The sequence below is a fragment of the Variovorax paradoxus genome (assembly GCF_030815855.1).
GTDB classification, from domain to species: Bacteria; Pseudomonadota; Gammaproteobacteria; order Burkholderiales; family Burkholderiaceae_C; genus Variovorax; species Variovorax paradoxus_M.
The window spans coordinates 3,883,366-3,900,693 of sequence record NZ_JAUSXG010000001.1; the positions used below are offsets into that span (position 1 = coordinate 3,883,366).

A 17,328-nucleotide genomic window follows, 5' to 3' on the forward strand; every position below is an offset into this window, starting at 1 on the left:
GCAAGCGAGGGCGGGGTTTCAGTCAATAAGTCCGGAGAAGCGGGCAATACGCAGAGGCCTTGCGTCGGCACCATAGGTCTTGGTCGCCTTCGACCGATTCTAGACACCAGGAGTAATCGCCATGCCCAAATTCATCATCGAACGAGACATCCCCGGCGCCGGCAAGTTCACCCCGTCGGACCTGAAAGCCATCTCGCAAAAGTCCTGCGGCGTGTTGGGCAGCATGGGCCCAGAGATCCAGTGGGTCCACAGCTACGTGACCGACGACCGGATCTACTGCGTCTACCAGGCCACCGACGAGGCCCTGGTGCGCCGGCATGCGGAACTCGGCGGCTTTCCGGCCAACCGGGTGGACCGGGTGTACAGCGTGATCGACCCGGCCACCGCCGAGTGAGCGAGCGAGCCGCGCCCCGCGGTTGCGGGGCGCGGCTTCAGCCTTTTTCGCTCAGCCCTGTATGCACCGTCGGATGTGTCAGCCGCACGCGCAGTTCGCGCTTGAGCCGCGTGTTGTCGAGCCGGCGCGATTCCCCCATGAAACTCAGCAGTTGCAGCGGCAGCTGGCGCTCGGCTTCGTCCCTTGCCACGCGCGGCGGGCGTGGCATGCCGTACATGTCGGCCGCCAGGTCGATGTAGTCGCCCATGCGCAGTTCGGTGTCGTCGGCGGCGTGCACGATGCGCTGCGGCCGGCCGCGGAACAACGCCGCTACGCAGGCGCGCGCGAGATCGTCGGCGTGAATGTGGCTGGTGAACACATCATCTTCGCGCCGCAGCACGGGCGTGCCGCGCGCGAGGCGCTGGCGCGGCGTTCCGCCCTCGCGGTCGGGCGCATAGATGCCCGGAATGCGCAGGATGCTCGCGCGCACGCCCGCGCTGCGGCCGAGCCATCGCACGGCGCGCTCGGCATCGACGCGGCGGTGCGCGCGGGGCGTGTCCGGCCGCACGGCGCGCGTCTCGCTCACTCGCGCGCCGCCGCAATCGCCGTAGACACCGCTGGTGGAGCCGTAGACGAAGGCACGCGGCATGGAACGCAGCCGCAGCGCCCGCGCCAGCGCGGTGGTGCGCTGGTCGCGCCACCAGGCCGCGCCGCCGTCGCGGGCCGGAGGGGCCAGGTGCAGCACGCGGGTGGCCACGCCGGCCAGGCGGCGAAGCGTGGCCGGATCGTCGAGATTGCCTGTGAGCGGGCGGATGCCGGCCGCCCGCAGAGCGGGCACCCGCTCGGCCGATGAAGTGAGCGCCACCAGCTGCATACGGCCACGCAGATCGCGCGCCACGCGCTGGCCGACGTCTCCGCATCCGACGATAAGCAGGCGTTCGCGCCGGAAGCGGGCCGGCAGCGCGCCGGAAGGGCTATTGATTGAGGGCAAAATCCGGTTTCCTTTCCCTTTTTCTCTTTTCTGCTCCAGGCTGAAACAAGCCGAAGAATACCGATGACTGTTGCAGCGCCGCATGACGCGGGCTTTTCCATCACCGTCGAGCCCAGCGGGCGTCATTTCGCGGTGCATGGTGACGAAACCATTCTCGCGGCCGGCATCCGGCAAGGCATCGGCCTCCCCTACGGCTGCAAGGACGGCGCCTGCGGCTCGTGCAAGTGCAAGAAGCTCTCCGGCGAGGTCGAACTGGGCCCGCACCAAAGCAAGGCCCTGAGCGCCGAGGAGCAGCTGGCGGGCTTCGTGCTGACCTGCTGCGCCCGTGCCAAGACCGACGTGGTGCTCGAATCCCGCCAGGTCACGGAAGCCGGGGCCTTCCCGATCCGCAAGATGCCGGTGCGGGTGCTGGCGCTCACGCGCCTGTCGCACGACGTGGTGAAGCTGCGCCTGCAGCTGCCGGCCGGCGAGCCGCTGCAGTTCCATGCGGGGCAGTATGTGGAATTCATTCTGCGCGACGGCGCGCGCCGCAGCTATTCGATGGCGAATGCGCCGCACACGCTGGGAGAGCCGGGCACGGGCATCGAACTGCACCTGCGGCATTTGCCGGGTGGCAAGTTCACGGACCACGTGTTCGGTGTGATGAAGGAAAAGGAAATCCTTCGCATCGAAGGCCCCTACGGCAGCTTCTTCCTGCGTGAAGATTCCAGCAAGCCGATGATCCTGCTGGCCTCCGGCACGGGCTTCGCGCCCATCAAGGCGCTGCTCGAACACATGAAGTTCAAGGGCATCGACCGGCCCGCCACGCTGTACTGGGGCGGCCGCAGGCCCGAAGACCTCTACATGGACGGCTGGGTGCGCGAACAACTGGCGGAGATGCCGAACCTGCGTTACGTGCCGGTGGTTTCCAACGCCACGCCAGAAGACAACTGGACCGGCCGCACGGGCTTCGTCCATCGCGCGGTGCTGGAAGACTTTGCCGACCTCTCGGGTCACCAGGTGTACGCCTGCGGCGCGCCGATCGTGGTCGACTCGGCCAAGCACGATTACGTGGCGCTCGCCGGCTTGCCCGAAGAAGAATTCTTTGCCGACGCTTTCACCACCGAGGCCGACAAGGCGCTTCCCTGATCCGATTCCCCCGAGACAACGCAGAAAAATGAAAACGAGACACTTCCTCTTCACGCTGCTCGCGAGCGCCACGCTGCTCGTCACCGGCCACGCCGCAGCACAGCAGCAACGCCCTATCCGCCTCGTGGTGCCGTATGCCGCGGGCGGCCCGATCGACGTAACCGCTCGCATCCTGGCCGAGCGCGTGAAGGACTCCCTGGGCACGGTCATCATCGACAACAAGCCGGGCGCAGGCGGCAACATCGGCGCCGACGCCGTGGCCAAGGCCGCGCCCGATGGACTCACCATCGGCATTGCGGCCACCGCGACCCATGCGGTCAATCCGTGGCTCTACAGCAAGATTCCGTTCAACGCGGCGACCGACTTCGCCCCCATCACCCAGATGGTCCGCGTGCCGAACGTGCTGGTGATGAATGCCGAGACGGCGCAGCGGCTGAAGATCAACACCGTGGCCGACCTGGTCCGCTACGCCAAGGCCAATCCGGCCAAGCTGAACTACGGCAGCGGCGGCAACGGCAGCGCCGGGCACCTCGCGGGCGAACTGTTCAAGAAGCAGGCCGGCATCTTCGCGCTGCACATACCGTACAACGGCGGCAATCCGGCGCAGCTGGCGCTGCTCTCGGGCCAGGTCGACTTCAACTTCGACAACCTCGCCACGGCGGCGCCGAACATCCGCTCGGGCAAGCTCAAGGCCATTGCCGTCACGACCCTGCAGCGCAGCAGTGCCATGCCCGATGTGCCGCCTGTGGCCGACACGCTCAAGGGCTTTTCGATCGACACCTGGTGGGGCCTGGTCGCACCGGCCGGCACGCCGCACGACGTGGTCGTGAAGCTCAACCAGGCCTTCGTGGCGGCGCTGAATGCACCGGAAACGAAGACCCGCTTTGCCTCGCTGCTGGCCGAGCCGGTGGCCAGCTCGCCGGAGCAGTTCGGCGCGTTCATGAAGAGCGAGCTCTCCAAGTACGAAGCCGTCGTGAAGGCAACCGGCGCCCGGGTCGACTGACGACCCTCGCGGGCTACTCTCCCAGGTAGGCGGCCCGCACGCGCGGGTCGCGCAGCAGTTCCTTGGCGTCGCCCGTCATGCTGATGAGCCCCGACTCCATCACGTAGCCGCGGTCGGCCAGCTGCAGCGCGCGGTTGGCGTTCTGCTCCACCAGCAGAATGGTCACGCCCTGAGCGGCCACGTTCTGTACCACCTCGAAGATCTTGTCGCACATGATGGGCGAGAGACCCATGGTGGGCTCGTCGAGCAGCAGCACCTTGGGGCGCGCCATGAGCGCGCGGCCCATGGCCAGCATCTGCTGTTCGCCGCCCGACATGGTGCCTGCGAGCTGGTCCTTGCGCTCGCGCAGGCGCGGGAAGGTCACGAACACTCGCTCCATGTCGCTGGCAATCTCGGCCTTGTCCTTGCGGATGTACGCACCGATCTGCAGGTTCTCGGTGATCGTCATGCGCGTGAACACACCCCGGCCTTCGGGCACCATCACGAGGCCTTCGCTCACCAGGTCCCAGGCACCGCGGCCCTTGATGTTGCGGCCCAGGAATTCGATGGTGCCGGCGCCTGCCGGCAGCGTGCCGGTGATCGCCTTCATCGTGGTGGTCTTGCCGGCGCCGTTGGAGCCGATCAGCGACACCAGTTCGCCTTCGTGAAACTTCGAAGTCCACGCCTTTCACGGCCTGGATGCCGCCGTAGCCGACCTTCAGTCCGCTGACCTTGAGCAGCGTCTTGCCGGGGGCGTTGGCAGCGGTCTTGGGCGGGGTTGCAGTTGCCGTTGCCGTCGTTGTTTCTTCTGCGCTCGTCATCGTCGTCGCCATTTCAGTGTCCTCCGGTGCCGAGGTAAGCCTCGATCACCTTCTCGTTCTTCTGCACGTCGTACGGCGTGCCTTCGGCAATCTGCTTGCCGTAGTCGAGCACGGTGACGCGATCGCACAGGCCCATGATGAGCTTGACGTCGTGTTCGATGATCAGGATGGTGCGGTCGTCCTTGCGGATGCGGTCGATCAGCTCGCGCAGCAGCACCTTCTCGGTCGAATTCATGCCGGCCGCGGGCTCGTCGAGCGCGATGAGCTGCGGATCGGTGGCCAGCGCGCGCGCAATTTCGAGCCGGCGCTGGTCGCCGTACGACAGCGTGCGCGCCTTGTAGTCGGCAAACTTGCCGATGCCCACGTAGTCGAGCAGTTCCTGCGCACGGTCGGCAATGGCCTTTTCCTCGGCCTTGAACGAACGCGTGCGCAGCATGGCGCCGAACACGCCCGAATGGGTGCGGATATGGCGCCCGACCATGACGTTCTCGAGCGCCGTCATTTCGGAGAACAGGCGGATGTTCTGGAAGGTGCGGGCAATGCCGGCCTTGGCCACTTCGTGCACGGCCGTCGGCTGGTAGGGCTTGCCGGCGAGTTCGAAGCTGCCGCTGTCGGGCGTGTAGAGCCCGGTGATCACGTTGAAGAACGTGGTCTTGCCGGCGCCGTTGGGGCCGATCAGGCCATAGACCTGGCCACGCTTGATGGTGATACCGACATCGGAAAGAGCTTGCAGGCCGCCGAAGCGCTTGGAAATTCCGCGGACGTCGAGGATGGTGTCTGTCGTCATGTTGATGGCTTCCTTCGGCTCACGGATTGATCGACATGGGACGCGAAGCGTCGCCCGGCAGTTCATCGGCGGGCGTTTCAATGCCCGGCGCATGGGTCTGGAGCGAACCTGGCGCCACCGGCGTGCCGGGGGCGACGCCCTTGCGCTGCAATGTCTTGCCGTGCTCGGGCGAAGGCCAGAGGCCGCGCGGGCGCACCAGCATGATGATGATCATGGCCAGCGCAATGAAGAGCTGGCGCAGGATGGACGCATCGAGGCGGCCGTCGGTCAGGGCCTGCAGCGGACCGGCCACGTAGCGCAGCACTTCAGGCAAGGCGGCCAGTAGCACGGCGCCCAGGATCACGCCCGGCAAGTGGCCGATGCCGCCCAGCACCACCATGGCGACGATCATCACCGACTCCATGAGGCTGAACGACTCGGGCGACACGAAGCCCTGGAAGGCCGCGAACATCGCGCCCGACACGCCGCCGAAGCTGGCGCCCATGCCGAAGGCCAGCAGCTTCATGTTGCGGGTGTTGATGCCCATGGCCTTGGCGGCGATTTCGTCTTCGCGGATGGCCATCCAGGCGCGCCCGATGCGGGAAATCTGCAGGCGGTGCGAAATGATGATCGTGGCAATCACCAGCGCGAGGAACAGGTAGTAGTAGAGCGTGACCGACGAAATCGTGAAGCCGTCGAACTTCCACGCCTTGCCGAGGTCGAGCCCCCAGAACTTGATGGAGTCGATGGCGGTGATGCCCTTCGGCCCGTTCGTGATGTTGATCGGCTGGTCGAGGTTGTTCAGGAACACCCGGATGATTTCACCGAAGCCGAGCGTCACGATGGCCAGGTAGTCGCCGCGCAGCTTGAGCGTGGGCGCCCCGAGCATCACGCCCAGCACCCCGGCCACCACCAGTGCCAGCGGCACCACGATGAGCAGCGAGGTGTGCAGGCCGTTCGGGAACATGGCCTTGAACCATGGGAACGTTTCCGACAGGTGCGACGAGCCCATCAGTGCGAAGAGGTAGGCCCCCACGGCAAAGAAGGCGACATAGCCGAGGTCGAGCAGGCCGGCGTAGCCGACGACGATGTTCAGGCCGAGCGAGAGCATCACGTAAAGCAGCGCGATGTCGGCGATGCGCACCCAGGCATTGCCCTGGCTCTGCAGGAAGATCGGCAGCGCAAGCACGGCGACGACGCCGAGAACGTAGAGAGCAAGGTTCTTGCTGTTTTTCATGGTGTGCCGCTCCTCAGGCCCGGTCCGCCACGCGCTCGCCGAGCAGGCCCGAGGGCCGCAGCGTGAGCATGACGATCAACACGATGAAAGCGAAGATGTCGCTGTAGTTGCTGCCGAGCACGCCGCCGGTGATCGAACCGATGTAGCCGGAGCCGATGGCTTCGATCAGCCCGAGCAGAATGCCGCCGACCACTGCGCCGGCCAGGTTGCCGATGCCGCCGAATACCGCCGCGGTGAAGGCCTTGAGGCCGGGCAGGAAGCCCATGGCGTGCTGCGCAATGCCGTAGTTCGAGGCGTACATGACGCCCGCGATGGCCGCGAGCACGGCACCGATGATGAACGTGGCCGAAATGACCATGTCGGGCCGGATGCCCATGAGCGCCGCGACGCGTGGGTTCTCGGCGGTGGCGCGCATGGCGCGGCCGAGCTTGGTGTAGTTGACCAGCCACATCAGCACCACGAGCGAGAACGCCGTGACGCTCAGGATCATGACCTGCGTGGGCGAGATCACTGCGCCTCCCACCTCGATGGGCGTGGTCGACAGCAGGTTGGGATACGCCTTGTTGGTGGGCTTCCAGATGATCATGGCCAGCGTCTGCAGCAAGATCGACATGCCGATGGCCGTGATGAGTGGCGCAAGCTTGGGGCTGTTGCGAAGGGGCCGGTAGGCGACCTTCTCGATCACGAAGTTGAGCGTGGCCGCAACCACGCAGGCAATGATCAGCGCAATGATGAGCACCAGCCAGCCGGGCGTGCCCGGCATCGATTCCTGCATGAGCCCGATGATGGTCCAGCTCGTGAGCGCCCCCACCATCAGCACCTCGCCGTGCGCAAAGTTGATCAAATTGATGATGCCGTACACCATGGTATAGCCCAAGGCTATCAAGGCATACATGCTGCCGAGTACCAGACCGTTGATGATCTGCTGCAGCAATATTTCCATAACGCGTTCCTATTTTTTGCACCGTTGCGGGGTGCCATTCACCCACCTTGGCACCGGTTTGGCACCTTGGCTTGATAAGCAAAAAACCAGCCAGCATGTGCCGCTGGCTGATTTGTGGGCGGGATTGTAAGCAAGCCCCAGTGCCGATTTGGTGCGCGCTCACCGGGGTTTACCCGCTCAAGTCATGCCAGATGTAAGTGAAGCCATGCATCGCATGCACGCCAGCGTGCATGCGATGCATCACTCCTCGCGCTGGCTGTTGAGCTGGCGGAGTTCGCGCAGTTTTTCTGCTATGCGGATTTCGAGTCCGCGCTCCACGGGTTGGTAGAAAACCTGGCCCTCGAGGCCTTCGGGCAGGTAGCGCTCGCCGGCGGCAAAGCCGCCCTCCTCGTCGTGCGCATAGCGATAGCCCTTGCCGTAGTCGAGCTCCTTCATGAGCTTGGTGGGGGCGTTGCGCAGGTGCATGGGCACGGGACGCGTACTGTCCTTCTTGATGAGGGCACGCACGGCGTTGTAGGCGGTGTAGACGGCGTTCGACTTGGGCGCCATCGCCAGGTAGATCACGCACTCGGCCAGCGCGAGCTCGCCTTCGGGCGTGCCGAGCCGTTCATAGACCTCGGCGGCATCGAGCGCCAGCCGCAGCGCGCGCGGATCGGCCAGGCCGATGTCCTCGCTGGCCATGCGCACCAGTCGGCGCGCCATGTAGCGCGGGTCGGCACCGCCGTCGAGCATGCGCACGAACCAGTAGAGCGCGGCGTCGGGATCGCTGCCGCGCACCGACTTGTGCAGCGCGCTGATGGTGTCGTAGAACTGCTCGCCGCCCTTGTCGTAGCGCCGCATGCGCTCGCCGAGCACGCGCAGCAGCCATTCGTCGGCGATGGTGTCGAGCTTTTCGGCCTTGGCCGCCACAGCCAGTGTTTCGAGCGTGTTGAGCAGGCGCCGCGCGTCGCCGTCGGCATAAGCGACGAGCCGGTCGATGGCCGCATCTTCGATGGCGGGGACGGCCTGGATGGCCTGCGCCTTGGCCACGATCTGCTTCAGGTCGCCCTCCGTGAGCGGCTGCAGCACGTACACCGCCGCGCGCGAAAGCAAGGCCGAGTTGACCTCGAACGAGGGGTTTTCGGTGGTCGCGCCGATGAAGGTGAACAGGCCCGATTCCACATGCGGCAGGAACGCGTCCTGCTGGCTCTTGTTGAACCGGTGCACCTCGTCGACGAAGACGATCGTGCGCCGCTGCTCCAGGCCGTCGCGCGCGGCGGTGGCGCGTTCGACCGCCTCGCGGATGTCCTTCACGCCGCCGAGCACCGCGCTGATGCTGAGGAACTGCGCATCGAAGGCATCGGCCATCAATCGCGCAATGGTCGTCTTGCCCGTGCCGGGCGGGCCCCAGAGGATGCAGGAATGCGGCTGGCCCGACTCGAAGGCAATGCGCAACGGCATGCCCGGCCCCAGCAGGTGCTGCTGGCCAATGACCTCGCCCAGCGTCTTCGGACGCAGGCGCTCGGCGAGGGGTTGGTGCGAACTGTTGGCCAAGCCTGCTTGTCTGGTTTGCTATTGCTTGATGACGTCGGCACCGGCCGGCGCCTTGAACTCGAACACGTTGACGCCCAGCACCGGGTTCACTTCGACCTTGCTGAACTTGAGCACCGAGCGCTGGCCGAAGCTGTCGAGAATTTCAAGCACCGCCAGGGCGTCGCCCTGGAAGCCGACCTGCACATTCTGCAGCTGGCCGTCCTTGTTCTTGGGTGTGGCCTTGACCCACTGAAGCCCGTCGCGCTCGGGCGCGGCCTCGAGCGTGAAATCGGCCTGCAGCGCGCGCAGGTCCGGCGCCGCGGCAATCAGCGCGGCGGGCGTGGAGCCCAGCGCCTGCGATTGGGCGCGCTGCGTGACCTGGTTCAGGTCGGCGTCGTACAGCCAGAGCGTCTTGCCGTCGGCCACGATGAGCTGGGCGAACGGCTTCTGGTAGTCGAACTTGAATTTACCGGGGCGCTGGAATTCGAAGGTGCCGGTGGACGTCTTGACGCGGCCGGGCTGCCCTTCGCGCGGTGGCGCGGTGACGGTCTGGGTGAACTCGGCACGGCCCGACTTGACCGTTTTCACGAAGGTTTCGAGACTTTCGAGGCCGCCAGCCCAGGCGTTGGCGGATGAGAGAAGGCCGATCAACAGCCAATGACGCATTTTCAATTTGGATTCCTTGGGAAGCGATGGCGTTGACGCGACCATACCCCGCCACGCATTGCGCCGTGTGCGGGCTTCATGAAGTTGTGCAACGTTATTGCAGCTTTTGCAACCTGCCTGTCAGCGCGTAACGCCAGGGTCCGCAGGTATTCGCCGGTCATTCGGCGCGCGCAGGCACCAGGATTTCACGCTGCCCGCTGCCGCTCATGGCGCTGACGAGGCCCGCTTTTTCCATGTCTTCGACCAGCCGCGCCGCGCGGTTGTAGCCGATCTTCAGGTGGCGCTGCACCAGCGAGATGCTGGCCTTGCGGTTCTTGAGAACGACCTCGACCGCCTGGTCGTACATCGGGTCCTTCTCGGCATCGCCGCCCTCGCCCAGCATGTCGCCGTCGCCGTCGACCGTGCCGCCTTCGAGCACGCCTTCGATGTAGTCGGGCTCGCCCTGGCTTTTCAGGTAGGCCACCACGCGGTGCACTTCCTCGTCGCTCACGAACGCACCGTGCACGCGGATCGGCAGACCGCTCCCGCTGGCCATGTAGAGCATGTCGCCCATGCCCAGCAGCGCCTCGGCGCCCATCTGGTCGAGGATGGTGCGGCTGTCGATCTTGGAGCCCACCGAGAACGCGATGCGGGTGGGAATGTTGGCCTTGATGAGGCCGGTGATCACGTCGACGCTGGGCCGCTGCGTGGCAAGAATCAGGTGGATGCCGGCGGCGCGCGCCTTCTGCGCAAGGCGGGCAATGAGCTCTTCGATCTTCTTGCCGACCACCATCATCAGGTCGGCCAATTCGTCGATCACGACCACGATGTGCGGCTCGCGCTTGAGCGGTTCGGGATCGTCCGGCGTGAGGCTGAAGGGATTGTAGATGAACTCCTCGCGCGCCTTGGCTTCGTCGATCTTGGTGTTGTAGCCGGCCAGGTTGCGCACGCCCAGCTTGCTCATGAGCTTGTAGCGGCGCTCCATTTCGGCCACGCACCAGTTGAGGCCGTGCGCGGCCTGCCGCATGTCGGTGACCACGGGCGCCAGCAGGTGCGGAATGCCTTCGTAGACCGACATTTCGAGCATCTTCGGATCGATCATGAGCAGGCGAACGTCGCGTGCCTCGGCCTTGTAGAGCAGCGAAAGAATCATCGCGTTGATACCGACCGACTTGCCCGAACCGGTGGTACCGGCCACCAGCACGTGCGGCATCTTCGCGAGGTCGGCCACCACGGGATTGCCGATGATGTCCTTGCCGAGGCCCATCGTCAGGAACGACTTGCCTTCGTTGTAGACCTGCGAGCCGAGGATTTCGCTGAGCTTGATCGACTGGCGCTTGGCGTTCGGCAACTCGAGCGCCATGTAGTTCTTGCCCGGGATGGTTTCGACCACGCGGATCGACACCAGCGAGAGCGAACGCGCAAGGTCCTTGGCCAGGCCGACGATCTGCGAACCCTTGACACCCGTGGCGGGCTCGATTTCGTAGCGCGTGATCACCGGGCCCGGGGAGGCCAGCACCACACGCACCTCGACGCCGAAGTCCTTGAGCTTCTTCTCGATCATGCGCGAGGTCATCTCGAGCGTGTCGGGCGAAACCGTTTCCTGCCGGGCCTGCGCGGCGTCGAGCAGGTCGACCTGCGGCAGCTTGCTGTCGGGCAGTTCCTTGAAGAGCGGCTTCTGGCGCTCCTTGACGACGCGATCGCTCCTGGGCACTTCGGTCATCGCGGGTTCGATCTGCACCGGCGGCGACGGCACCCGGCGCTTGGGACGCGGCTCGATGCGCAGTTCTTCGTCGTCGTCGGCGCCCATCGGCTCGCCGGCACCGGTCATTTCACGGGAGAACGCGGGCTCCTCGGCCTCCGCGCGTTCGCGGGCGGCCTGCTTGCCCATGGCGATGTCGGCCGCCAGTTCGCGCTTTTCGCGGCGCGACTCGAACAGCGAATAGGCCCGTGAGCCGATGCGCTCGGCAATCAGGGTCCACGAGAAACGAAACACCAGCGCCGAGCCGATCACGCCGGCGGCAATTGCCACCAGCGCCGAGCCGGTAAAGCCGAGCCAGCGCACGCTTGCAGGGCCGACGAGGTAGCCGAGCACGCCGCCGCCCGAACCCGGCAGATGCGATTCAAGGCGGTACAGGCGGGACCATTCGAGCATCGTGCTCGCGCACAACAGCAGGACAAGGCCGAACCAGAACGCCAGGCGGCTGCGATTGAAGCGGCCGCGCACCGGCTGCTCGGCAGGCGCGGGCTCGCCGCCACGCAGCCAGTTCGCCAAGGAAGAGAGCCACGCCCGCAACCCCGCGGCAAGGCACCACCACACCGAGTAGCCGGCCAGAAAATAACTGCCGTCGGCCAGCCAGGCACCGACACGGCCAGCCCAATTCTTGATGTCCCCGCCGGTGCCGGAGGTCGACCAGGCCGCGTCCGAAGGCGTGAAGCTCAGCATGGCGAGCAGCCAGAACAGCAATGCCGCAAATCCGGCGATCAGCGTGATCTCGTGGGCGAAGCGCATGGCGCGCATGCGCACGGGTTGCCCCTCGGCGGCAGAAGAAGATTGAAGCGTATTGAGCGAATAGGTCATTGAAAAACACAGCACCCAGCCCTGGAAGCGGCGACTGGAGGCCCGAACACTACAACAAAATGACTTGGCCGCCCGAACGCCGCGGACTCAAGTCAGGGACAGGAGCCGTTCCTTGACGATCATGGACCCGTCGTCCATGGACTGGACGAAACCGCGTTCCTCGAGATCCTTCATCACGCGGCTCACCATTTCGCGCGAGGCGCCGACCATTTTCGCGAGATCCTGGCGGGAGATCTTGTCGCGCACCTTGAGATTGCCCGCGCCGTCGTCGATGGCGAACTCGAGCAGCGACCGCGCCACGCGGCCATACACATCCATCAGCGCGAGCGACTCGATCTTGCGGTCGGCGTGGCGCAGGCGCTGCACGAGGCCGCGCATGATGTTGTAGGCCATCGAGGAGTTTTCGGGCAGGCAGCGCGCAAACGCGTCCCGGCCCAGCATGAGGACGTCGCACTGGATTTCGGTGCGCACCGTGGCCGAGTGCGGCTCGTCGTCGATCAGGCTCATTTCGCCGATGTAGTCGCCCGGCTGCAGCGTGGCGAGAATCACTTCGCGGCCACGGCTGTCAGCGCTGGTGACGCGCGCGCGCCCGGTCAGAATGATGTAGAGCGCGTCGGACTTCTTGCCCTGCTCCACGATGACTTCCGCTCGCTTGAGGCGTTTTTTGATGATCGCATCCGCAATGCTCGCCGACTGCGAGGATGTCAGCGAAGCAAACAGCGGAACGCGCCGCAGCAATTCAAGATTGGACAGCATCGACATTTATCAATCCCTGATACGGCGCGTGTGAGCCCGCCCACCAGCAGGCCGATGGATTACTACAATCGCGCGCATTGAAAACACCGTGCACCCGGTGTTGAACCGAGCGGTGATACTCCACATATATCGCTACCACCCTGAAAATGTACACGCTGACGCAGCGCAAATCCTAGGTTTTCTACTCATGTCCGCTCCCCAACACGCCAAGGTTTTGATTCTGGGCTCCGGCCCGGCCGGCTATACCGCTGCCGTTTATGCAGCACGCGCGAACCTCCAGCCTTTGCTCATTACCGGCATTGCCCAAGGTGGGCAATTGATGACAACCACGGAAGTCGACAATTGGCCCGCCGATGTGCACGGGGTGCAAGGGCCTGACCTGATGCAGCGTTTTCTCGAGCACGCCGAGCGCTTCAAGACGCAAATTGTTTTCGACCACATTAACAAAGTAGACCTTAGCAAGCGTCCATTTACATTGACGGGCGATAGCGGCACCTACACCTGCGATTCGCTGATCATTGCCACGGGCGCTTCCGCCAAATACCTCGGGCTCGATTCGGAACAGAAGTTCATGGGCCGCGGCGTCTCGGCCTGCGCAACCTGTGACGGCTTCTTCTACCGCGAGCAGGAAGTCTGCGTGATCGGCGGCGGCAACACCGCGGTCGAGGAAGCGCTGTACCTCGCCAACATCGCGAACAAGGTCACGCTGGTTCATCGGCGGGACAAGTTCCGCGCCGAGCCCATCCTGATCGACAAGGTCAAGGAGAAGGTCGCCGAAGGCAAGATCGTGCTGAAGCTGCACAGCGAACTCGACCAGGTGCTGGGCGACCAGACGGGCGTGACGGGCATCCGCATCAAGAACACGCAAACCGGCGCAACCGAGCAGATCGACCTCAAGGGCTGCTTCATTGCCATCGGGCACCATCCCAACACCGACATCTTCCAGGGCCAGCTGGAAATGAAGGACAACTACATCCTGACGCGTTCGGGCCTGCAGGGCTTCGCCACGATGACCAGCATTCCGGGCGTCTTCGCCGCCGGCGACGTGCAGGACAACGTGTACCGCCAGGCCATCACGAGCGCCGGCACCGGCTGCATGGCCGCGCTGGATGCGCAACGCTTTCTCGAGCAGGACGGCACCCTCTAGACTGGGCGGCGCCCAAAAGGGCTATAATCCGAGGCTTTGCCGAAATAGGGCCCTCTCACGAGGTTCCGAGCATCCAGGCAAAGCCGGGGTACCGCCACCCGTTTTCTGGCGAGGTCAAGCTGCAAAACACCCTGCAATCTCCACGATTGCGCCGGTGCCAGCTGTTCAAGAAAGAGTGTCCACATGGCACGCGTATGCGACGTAACGGGCAAAGGCCCGATGGTCGGAAACAACGTTTCCCACGCCAACAACAAAACCAAGCGCCGGTTCCTGCCGAACCTGCAATACCGCCGTTTCTGGGTCGAGACTGAAAACCGCTGGGTTCGCCTGCGTGTTTCGAGCGCCGCGCTGCGCCTGATCGACAAGAACGGCATCGACGCCGTGCTCGCAGACCTGCGTGCACGCGGCCAAGCTTAAGGAGCTGAATCATGGCAACGAGCAAAGGCGGACGCGAAAAGATCAAGCTGGAATCCACCGCGGGTACCGGCCACTTCTACACGACCAGCAAGAACAAGAAGACGATGCCTGAAAAGATGTCGATCATGAAGTTCGACCCCAAGGCACGCAAGCACGTCGAATACAAGGAAATCAAGCTGAAGTAATTCAGCACTGGTTTCACCCCAACAAAAAACCCCGCCGGGCTTGCTCAGCGGGGTTTTTTGTTGCCTGCTCCTCTCCCTTCTTCCCCTTCTCCCTCGCCGTGCCATTTCCTTCTTCCCCGCCTTGCTCCGTGCAGCGGGGAAAAGGCGGGCGTAAAAAAGCCGGTCCAGAGACCGGCTTTTTATGGGAGGAGGCGTGACGCCCGCCTCTCGAAGGGCGATCAGGCCCGCGCTGCGCGCAAACGGGTCGAGAACTCCCGCAGCCCGGCAATGCCGCTGGCTTCCGCGCGATGGCACCAGGCGGCCAGATCGGCGGCCAGTTGCTCGCGCGACTGCGACGTGTTGAGCCATAGCTGGCGCAGTTCTTCGCGCATCGTGACCATCTTGTCGATGACCGGGTGGGCCGCGCGCGCCTGCACGAGGTGCGTGCGGGCCGATGCGGGCACCTTGTCGTCGTCGCGATGCAGCCAGTTCTTGGCGGCCTTGAGCACCGAGATATCGCCGCCCTTCGTCTTCAGTGCAACCAGCTCCGCCTTGGTGACGCGGCGCATTTCGCGGGCGTAACCAGCCATGACTTCATAGCGGTTGGCAATGACGGCCTCGAGGGTCTTCTCGTTGGCCACGGGCTGGATGTCGCCCATCTGCATCTTCGGCGGCACCTTCTTGACCTTGGCCCAGCCGATCGCCTGCATCATCTGGATGTAGACCCAGCCGATGTCGAACTCGTACTTCTTGACCGAGAACTTGGCCGACGTGGGATAGGTGTGATGGTTGTTGTGCAGCTCTTCACCGCCAATGATCAGGCCCCAGGGCGAGACATTGCGGCTGGCGTCAGGCGCCTCGAAGTTGCGGTAGCCCCAGTAGTGGCCAATGCCGTTGATGATGCCGGCGGCGGTGATGGGAATCCACAGCATCTGCACGGCCCAGACGGTCAGGCCGAGCGCACCGAACAGCGCCAGGTTGATGACCAGCATCAAGCCCACGCCTTGCCAGCTGTAGCGCGTGTACAGGTTGCGCTCGATCCAGTCGTCGGGCGTGCCGTGGCCGTAGCGCTCCATTGTTTCCTTGTTCTTCGACTCGGCGCGATACAACTCGGCGCCACGCCACAGAACTTCGTCGATGCCCTTGACCTGCGGGCTGTGCGGATCTTCTTCGGATTCGCACTTGGCGTGGTGCTTGCGGTGAATGGCGACCCATTCCTTGGTGACCATGCCGGTGCCCAGCCAGAGCCAGAAACGGAAGAAATGCGAGGGGATCGGCCCCAGATCCATGGCCCGGTGCGTCTGCGTACGGTGCAGGAAGATGGTGACCGCGGCAATCGTGATGTGCGTGGTGACGAGCGTGTACAACACGACTTGCCACCATGTCAGGTCCCACAAGCCGTGTCCGAGCCACTGGAGGGCCGCGCTCAAAACGGCAGAGTCAGGAATCAACATTGAATTAAGTACTCCATGGCCACACGAAGGTGCAGCCTTCAGTTAACCCATGATTTTAAGGTGGCAAGGCCAAAATGAGGCCTTTTACCCTTCCTTAATAGCGCAGATTTACCCTACTTTGGAGTGCAGCGCCTATTTGCGGTTCCACACCGCCGCAAAGAAACCGTCCGTGGCATGGCGATGGGGCCACAGCCGCAGGTAGCGGCGGCCTTCCTCTCCGCCGGTGCAGAGGGCCTCGAAACCTTCCACCTTGAGGCCCTGCAGCAGTTCTGCGGCGTCCTGGGGCACGAAATCGGGGTTGGCGGCGCTGAAAGCCTCGGCGATGGCTTCGTTTTCCTCGGGCAGCACGCTGCAGGTGGCATAAATGAGACGCCCGCCCGATTTCAAGAGGCGCGCGGCGCTCTGCAGGATGGCGGCCTGCTTGGCCGTCAGTTCCTCGACCGACTTGGGCGACTGGCGCCACTTCAGGTCCGGATTGCGGCGCAGCGTGCCCAGCCCCGAGCAAGGGGCGTCGACGAGCACCCGGTCGATCTTGCCGGCCAGACGCTTGATGCGGTCGTCGCGCTCATGCGCAATGGCGGCCGGATGCACGTTCGAGAGCTTGCTGCGCGCCAGCCGCGGCTTGAGCGCATCGAGCCGGTGTGCCGACGTGTCGAAGGCATAGAGCCGGCCGGTGTTCCGCATGGTGGCGCCGATGGCCAGCGTCTTGCCGCCCGCGCCGGCGCAGAAGTCGACCACCATTTCGCCTCGCTTGGCGTCCAGCAACAGCGCCAGCAATTGGGAGCCCTCGTCCTGCACCTCGACCGCGCCTCGGGCGAAAGCGTCCAGTTTGGTCAGCGCTGGCTTGCCGTCGATGCGCAGGCCCCATGGCGAGAACGGAGTCGCTTCAGATTTGATAGCAGCCTTGGCAAGCTCCGCCTTGACTTCAGCGCGCTTGTCGGTCAGGGCATTGACCCGAAGATCGAGCGGCGCGGGCTGCTGCAGGCTTTCGACCAGCGGCCAGAAACCGTCGCCCAGTTGGGCCTTGAGTGGCGCGACCAGCCATTCGGGCAGGTTATGGCGATGGCGCTCGAGCAGGTCGTCCGGCTTGACGGCATCGCAGTTGTCGAGCCAGCGCTTTTCGGTGTCGTTGAGCGCGCTTTTCAAAAAGTCGCGCGGGCCGTGAAAGCCGAGGATCGCCATGCGGCGCTCCTTCGAGCCGCTGCCCGAGGGTGAGAGGTGGTCGAACAGGAGCTTCTTGCGCAGCACGGTGTAGACCGTCTCGGCAAGCGTGGCGCGTTCGCGGGGGCCGAACTCGCGGTGGTCGCGAAAAAAGCGCGAAACGACCTGGTCGGCCGGGTGATCGAATTTCAGGACAAGGCCGACCAGATCGGCGGTGGCCTCCAACAGGGCTTTGGGGTGCATGCCCCGA

16 protein-coding genes and 1 pseudogene are annotated in these 17,328 nt (G+C 64.5%); 6 read left to right on the forward strand and 11 right to left on the reverse strand.

Going from position 1 to position 17,328, the window contains the following annotated elements; genetic code table 11:
• Positions 1 to 121 precede the first annotated feature (121 nt).
• Positions 122 to 394, forward strand: a complete 273-nt coding sequence (locus tag QFZ42_RS18690) for a DUF4242 domain-containing protein (RefSeq protein WP_307702392.1) — start codon at positions 122 to 124, stop codon at positions 392 to 394.
• A gap of 37 nt (positions 395 to 431) precedes the next feature.
• Here the strand turns inward: QFZ42_RS18690 and QFZ42_RS18695 are convergent, their stop codons facing one another.
• On the reverse strand, positions 432 to 1,364 hold the full coding sequence (locus tag QFZ42_RS18695; protein WP_307702393.1) for an SDR family oxidoreductase: 933 nt from the start codon (positions 1,362 to 1,364) through the stop codon (positions 432 to 434).
• 63 nt (positions 1,365 to 1,427) lie between these two features.
• Between QFZ42_RS18695 and QFZ42_RS18700 the strand changes: the two genes are divergently transcribed.
• Together QFZ42_RS18700 and QFZ42_RS18705 are read left to right on the forward strand one after the other, a co-directional pair.
• Entirely contained in the window at positions 1,428 to 2,492 is a 1,065-nt protein-coding gene (locus tag QFZ42_RS18700; RefSeq protein WP_307702394.1) for a CDP-6-deoxy-delta-3,4-glucoseen reductase, read from the forward strand.
• A gap of 28 nt (positions 2,493 to 2,520) precedes the next feature.
• Complete coding sequence (locus tag QFZ42_RS18705) at positions 2,521 to 3,495, forward strand: Bug family tripartite tricarboxylate transporter substrate binding protein (RefSeq protein WP_307702395.1); 975 nt, start codon at positions 2,521 to 2,523, stop codon at positions 3,493 to 3,495.
• Between the two features lie 13 nt (positions 3,496 to 3,508).
• Here the strand turns inward: QFZ42_RS18705 and QFZ42_RS18710 are convergent.
• From QFZ42_RS18710 to QFZ42_RS18745, 8 genes and pseudogenes are all read right to left on the reverse strand, one after another.
• A pseudogene (locus QFZ42_RS18710) lies at positions 3,509 to 4,295 on the reverse strand (ABC transporter ATP-binding protein).
• Positions 4,296 to 4,308: 13 nt separating this feature from the next.
• Positions 4,309 to 5,082, reverse strand: a complete 774-nt coding sequence (locus QFZ42_RS18715) for an ABC transporter ATP-binding protein (protein WP_124957304.1) — start codon at positions 5,080 to 5,082, stop codon at positions 4,309 to 4,311.
• Positions 5,083 to 5,101: 19 nt separating this feature from the next.
• Positions 5,102 to 6,298 (reverse strand): ABC transporter permease subunit, encoded by a 1,197-nt coding sequence (locus QFZ42_RS18720; RefSeq protein ID WP_307702396.1) that lies wholly within the window; start codon positions 6,296 to 6,298, stop codon positions 5,102 to 5,104.
• A gap of 13 nt (positions 6,299 to 6,311) precedes the next feature.
• The gene (locus tag QFZ42_RS18725) at positions 6,312 to 7,241 is read right to left on the reverse strand and encodes a branched-chain amino acid ABC transporter permease (protein ID WP_307702397.1); all 930 of its coding nucleotides are present in this window, start codon (positions 7,239 to 7,241) and stop codon (positions 6,312 to 6,314) included.
• A gap of 240 nt (positions 7,242 to 7,481) precedes the next feature.
• Entirely contained in the window at positions 7,482 to 8,774 is a 1,293-nt protein-coding gene (locus QFZ42_RS18730; protein WP_307702398.1) for a replication-associated recombination protein A, read from the reverse strand.
• A gap of 18 nt (positions 8,775 to 8,792) precedes the next feature.
• Positions 8,793 to 9,425 carry an outer membrane lipoprotein chaperone LolA gene (gene lolA, locus QFZ42_RS18735; protein WP_373423348.1) on the reverse strand — a complete coding sequence of 211 codons (633 nt, stop codon included), beginning with the start codon at positions 9,423 to 9,425 and terminating at the stop codon, positions 8,793 to 8,795.
• A 151-nt stretch (positions 9,426 to 9,576) separates the two neighbouring features.
• Entirely contained in the window at positions 9,577 to 11,979 is a 2,403-nt protein-coding gene (locus QFZ42_RS18740) for a DNA translocase FtsK (RefSeq protein ID WP_307702399.1), read from the reverse strand.
• An 87-nt stretch (positions 11,980 to 12,066) separates the two neighbouring features.
• Positions 12,067 to 12,741 carry a Crp/Fnr family transcriptional regulator gene (locus QFZ42_RS18745; RefSeq protein WP_307702400.1) on the reverse strand — a complete coding sequence of 225 codons (675 nt, stop codon included), beginning with the start codon at positions 12,739 to 12,741 and terminating at the stop codon, positions 12,067 to 12,069.
• Between the two features lie 181 nt (positions 12,742 to 12,922).
• Here QFZ42_RS18745 and trxB point away from each other — a divergent pair, with 181 nt between their 5' ends.
• The 3 genes from trxB to rpmG all read left to right on the forward strand — a co-directional run bounded on the left by trxB (position 12,923) and on the right by rpmG (position 14,484).
• Positions 12,923 to 13,882 (forward strand): thioredoxin-disulfide reductase, encoded by a 960-nt coding sequence (trxB, locus tag QFZ42_RS18750; protein ID WP_307702401.1) that lies wholly within the window; start codon positions 12,923 to 12,925, stop codon positions 13,880 to 13,882.
• A 183-nt stretch (positions 13,883 to 14,065) separates the two neighbouring features.
• Entirely contained in the window at positions 14,066 to 14,299 is a 234-nt protein-coding gene (gene rpmB, locus QFZ42_RS18755) for a 50S ribosomal protein L28 (protein ID WP_007830293.1), read from the forward strand.
• Positions 14,300 to 14,310: 11 nt separating this feature from the next.
• A complete protein-coding gene (gene rpmG / locus QFZ42_RS18760; RefSeq protein WP_007830291.1) occupies positions 14,311 to 14,484 on the forward strand; it encodes a 50S ribosomal protein L33 in 174 nt (57 codons plus the stop codon).
• Positions 14,485 to 14,702: 218 nt separating this feature from the next.
• Here rpmG and QFZ42_RS18765 read toward each other — a convergent pair whose 3' ends face one another.
• Entirely contained in the window at positions 14,703 to 15,917 is a 1,215-nt protein-coding gene (locus QFZ42_RS18765; RefSeq protein ID WP_307702402.1) for a DesA family fatty acid desaturase, read from the reverse strand.
• A gap of 132 nt (positions 15,918 to 16,049) precedes the next feature.
• The gene (locus QFZ42_RS18770) at positions 16,050 to 17,321 is read right to left on the reverse strand and encodes an RsmB/NOP family class I SAM-dependent RNA methyltransferase (protein WP_307702403.1); all 1,272 of its coding nucleotides are present in this window, start codon (positions 17,319 to 17,321) and stop codon (positions 16,050 to 16,052) included.
• Positions 17,322 to 17,328: the final 7 nt, after the last annotated feature.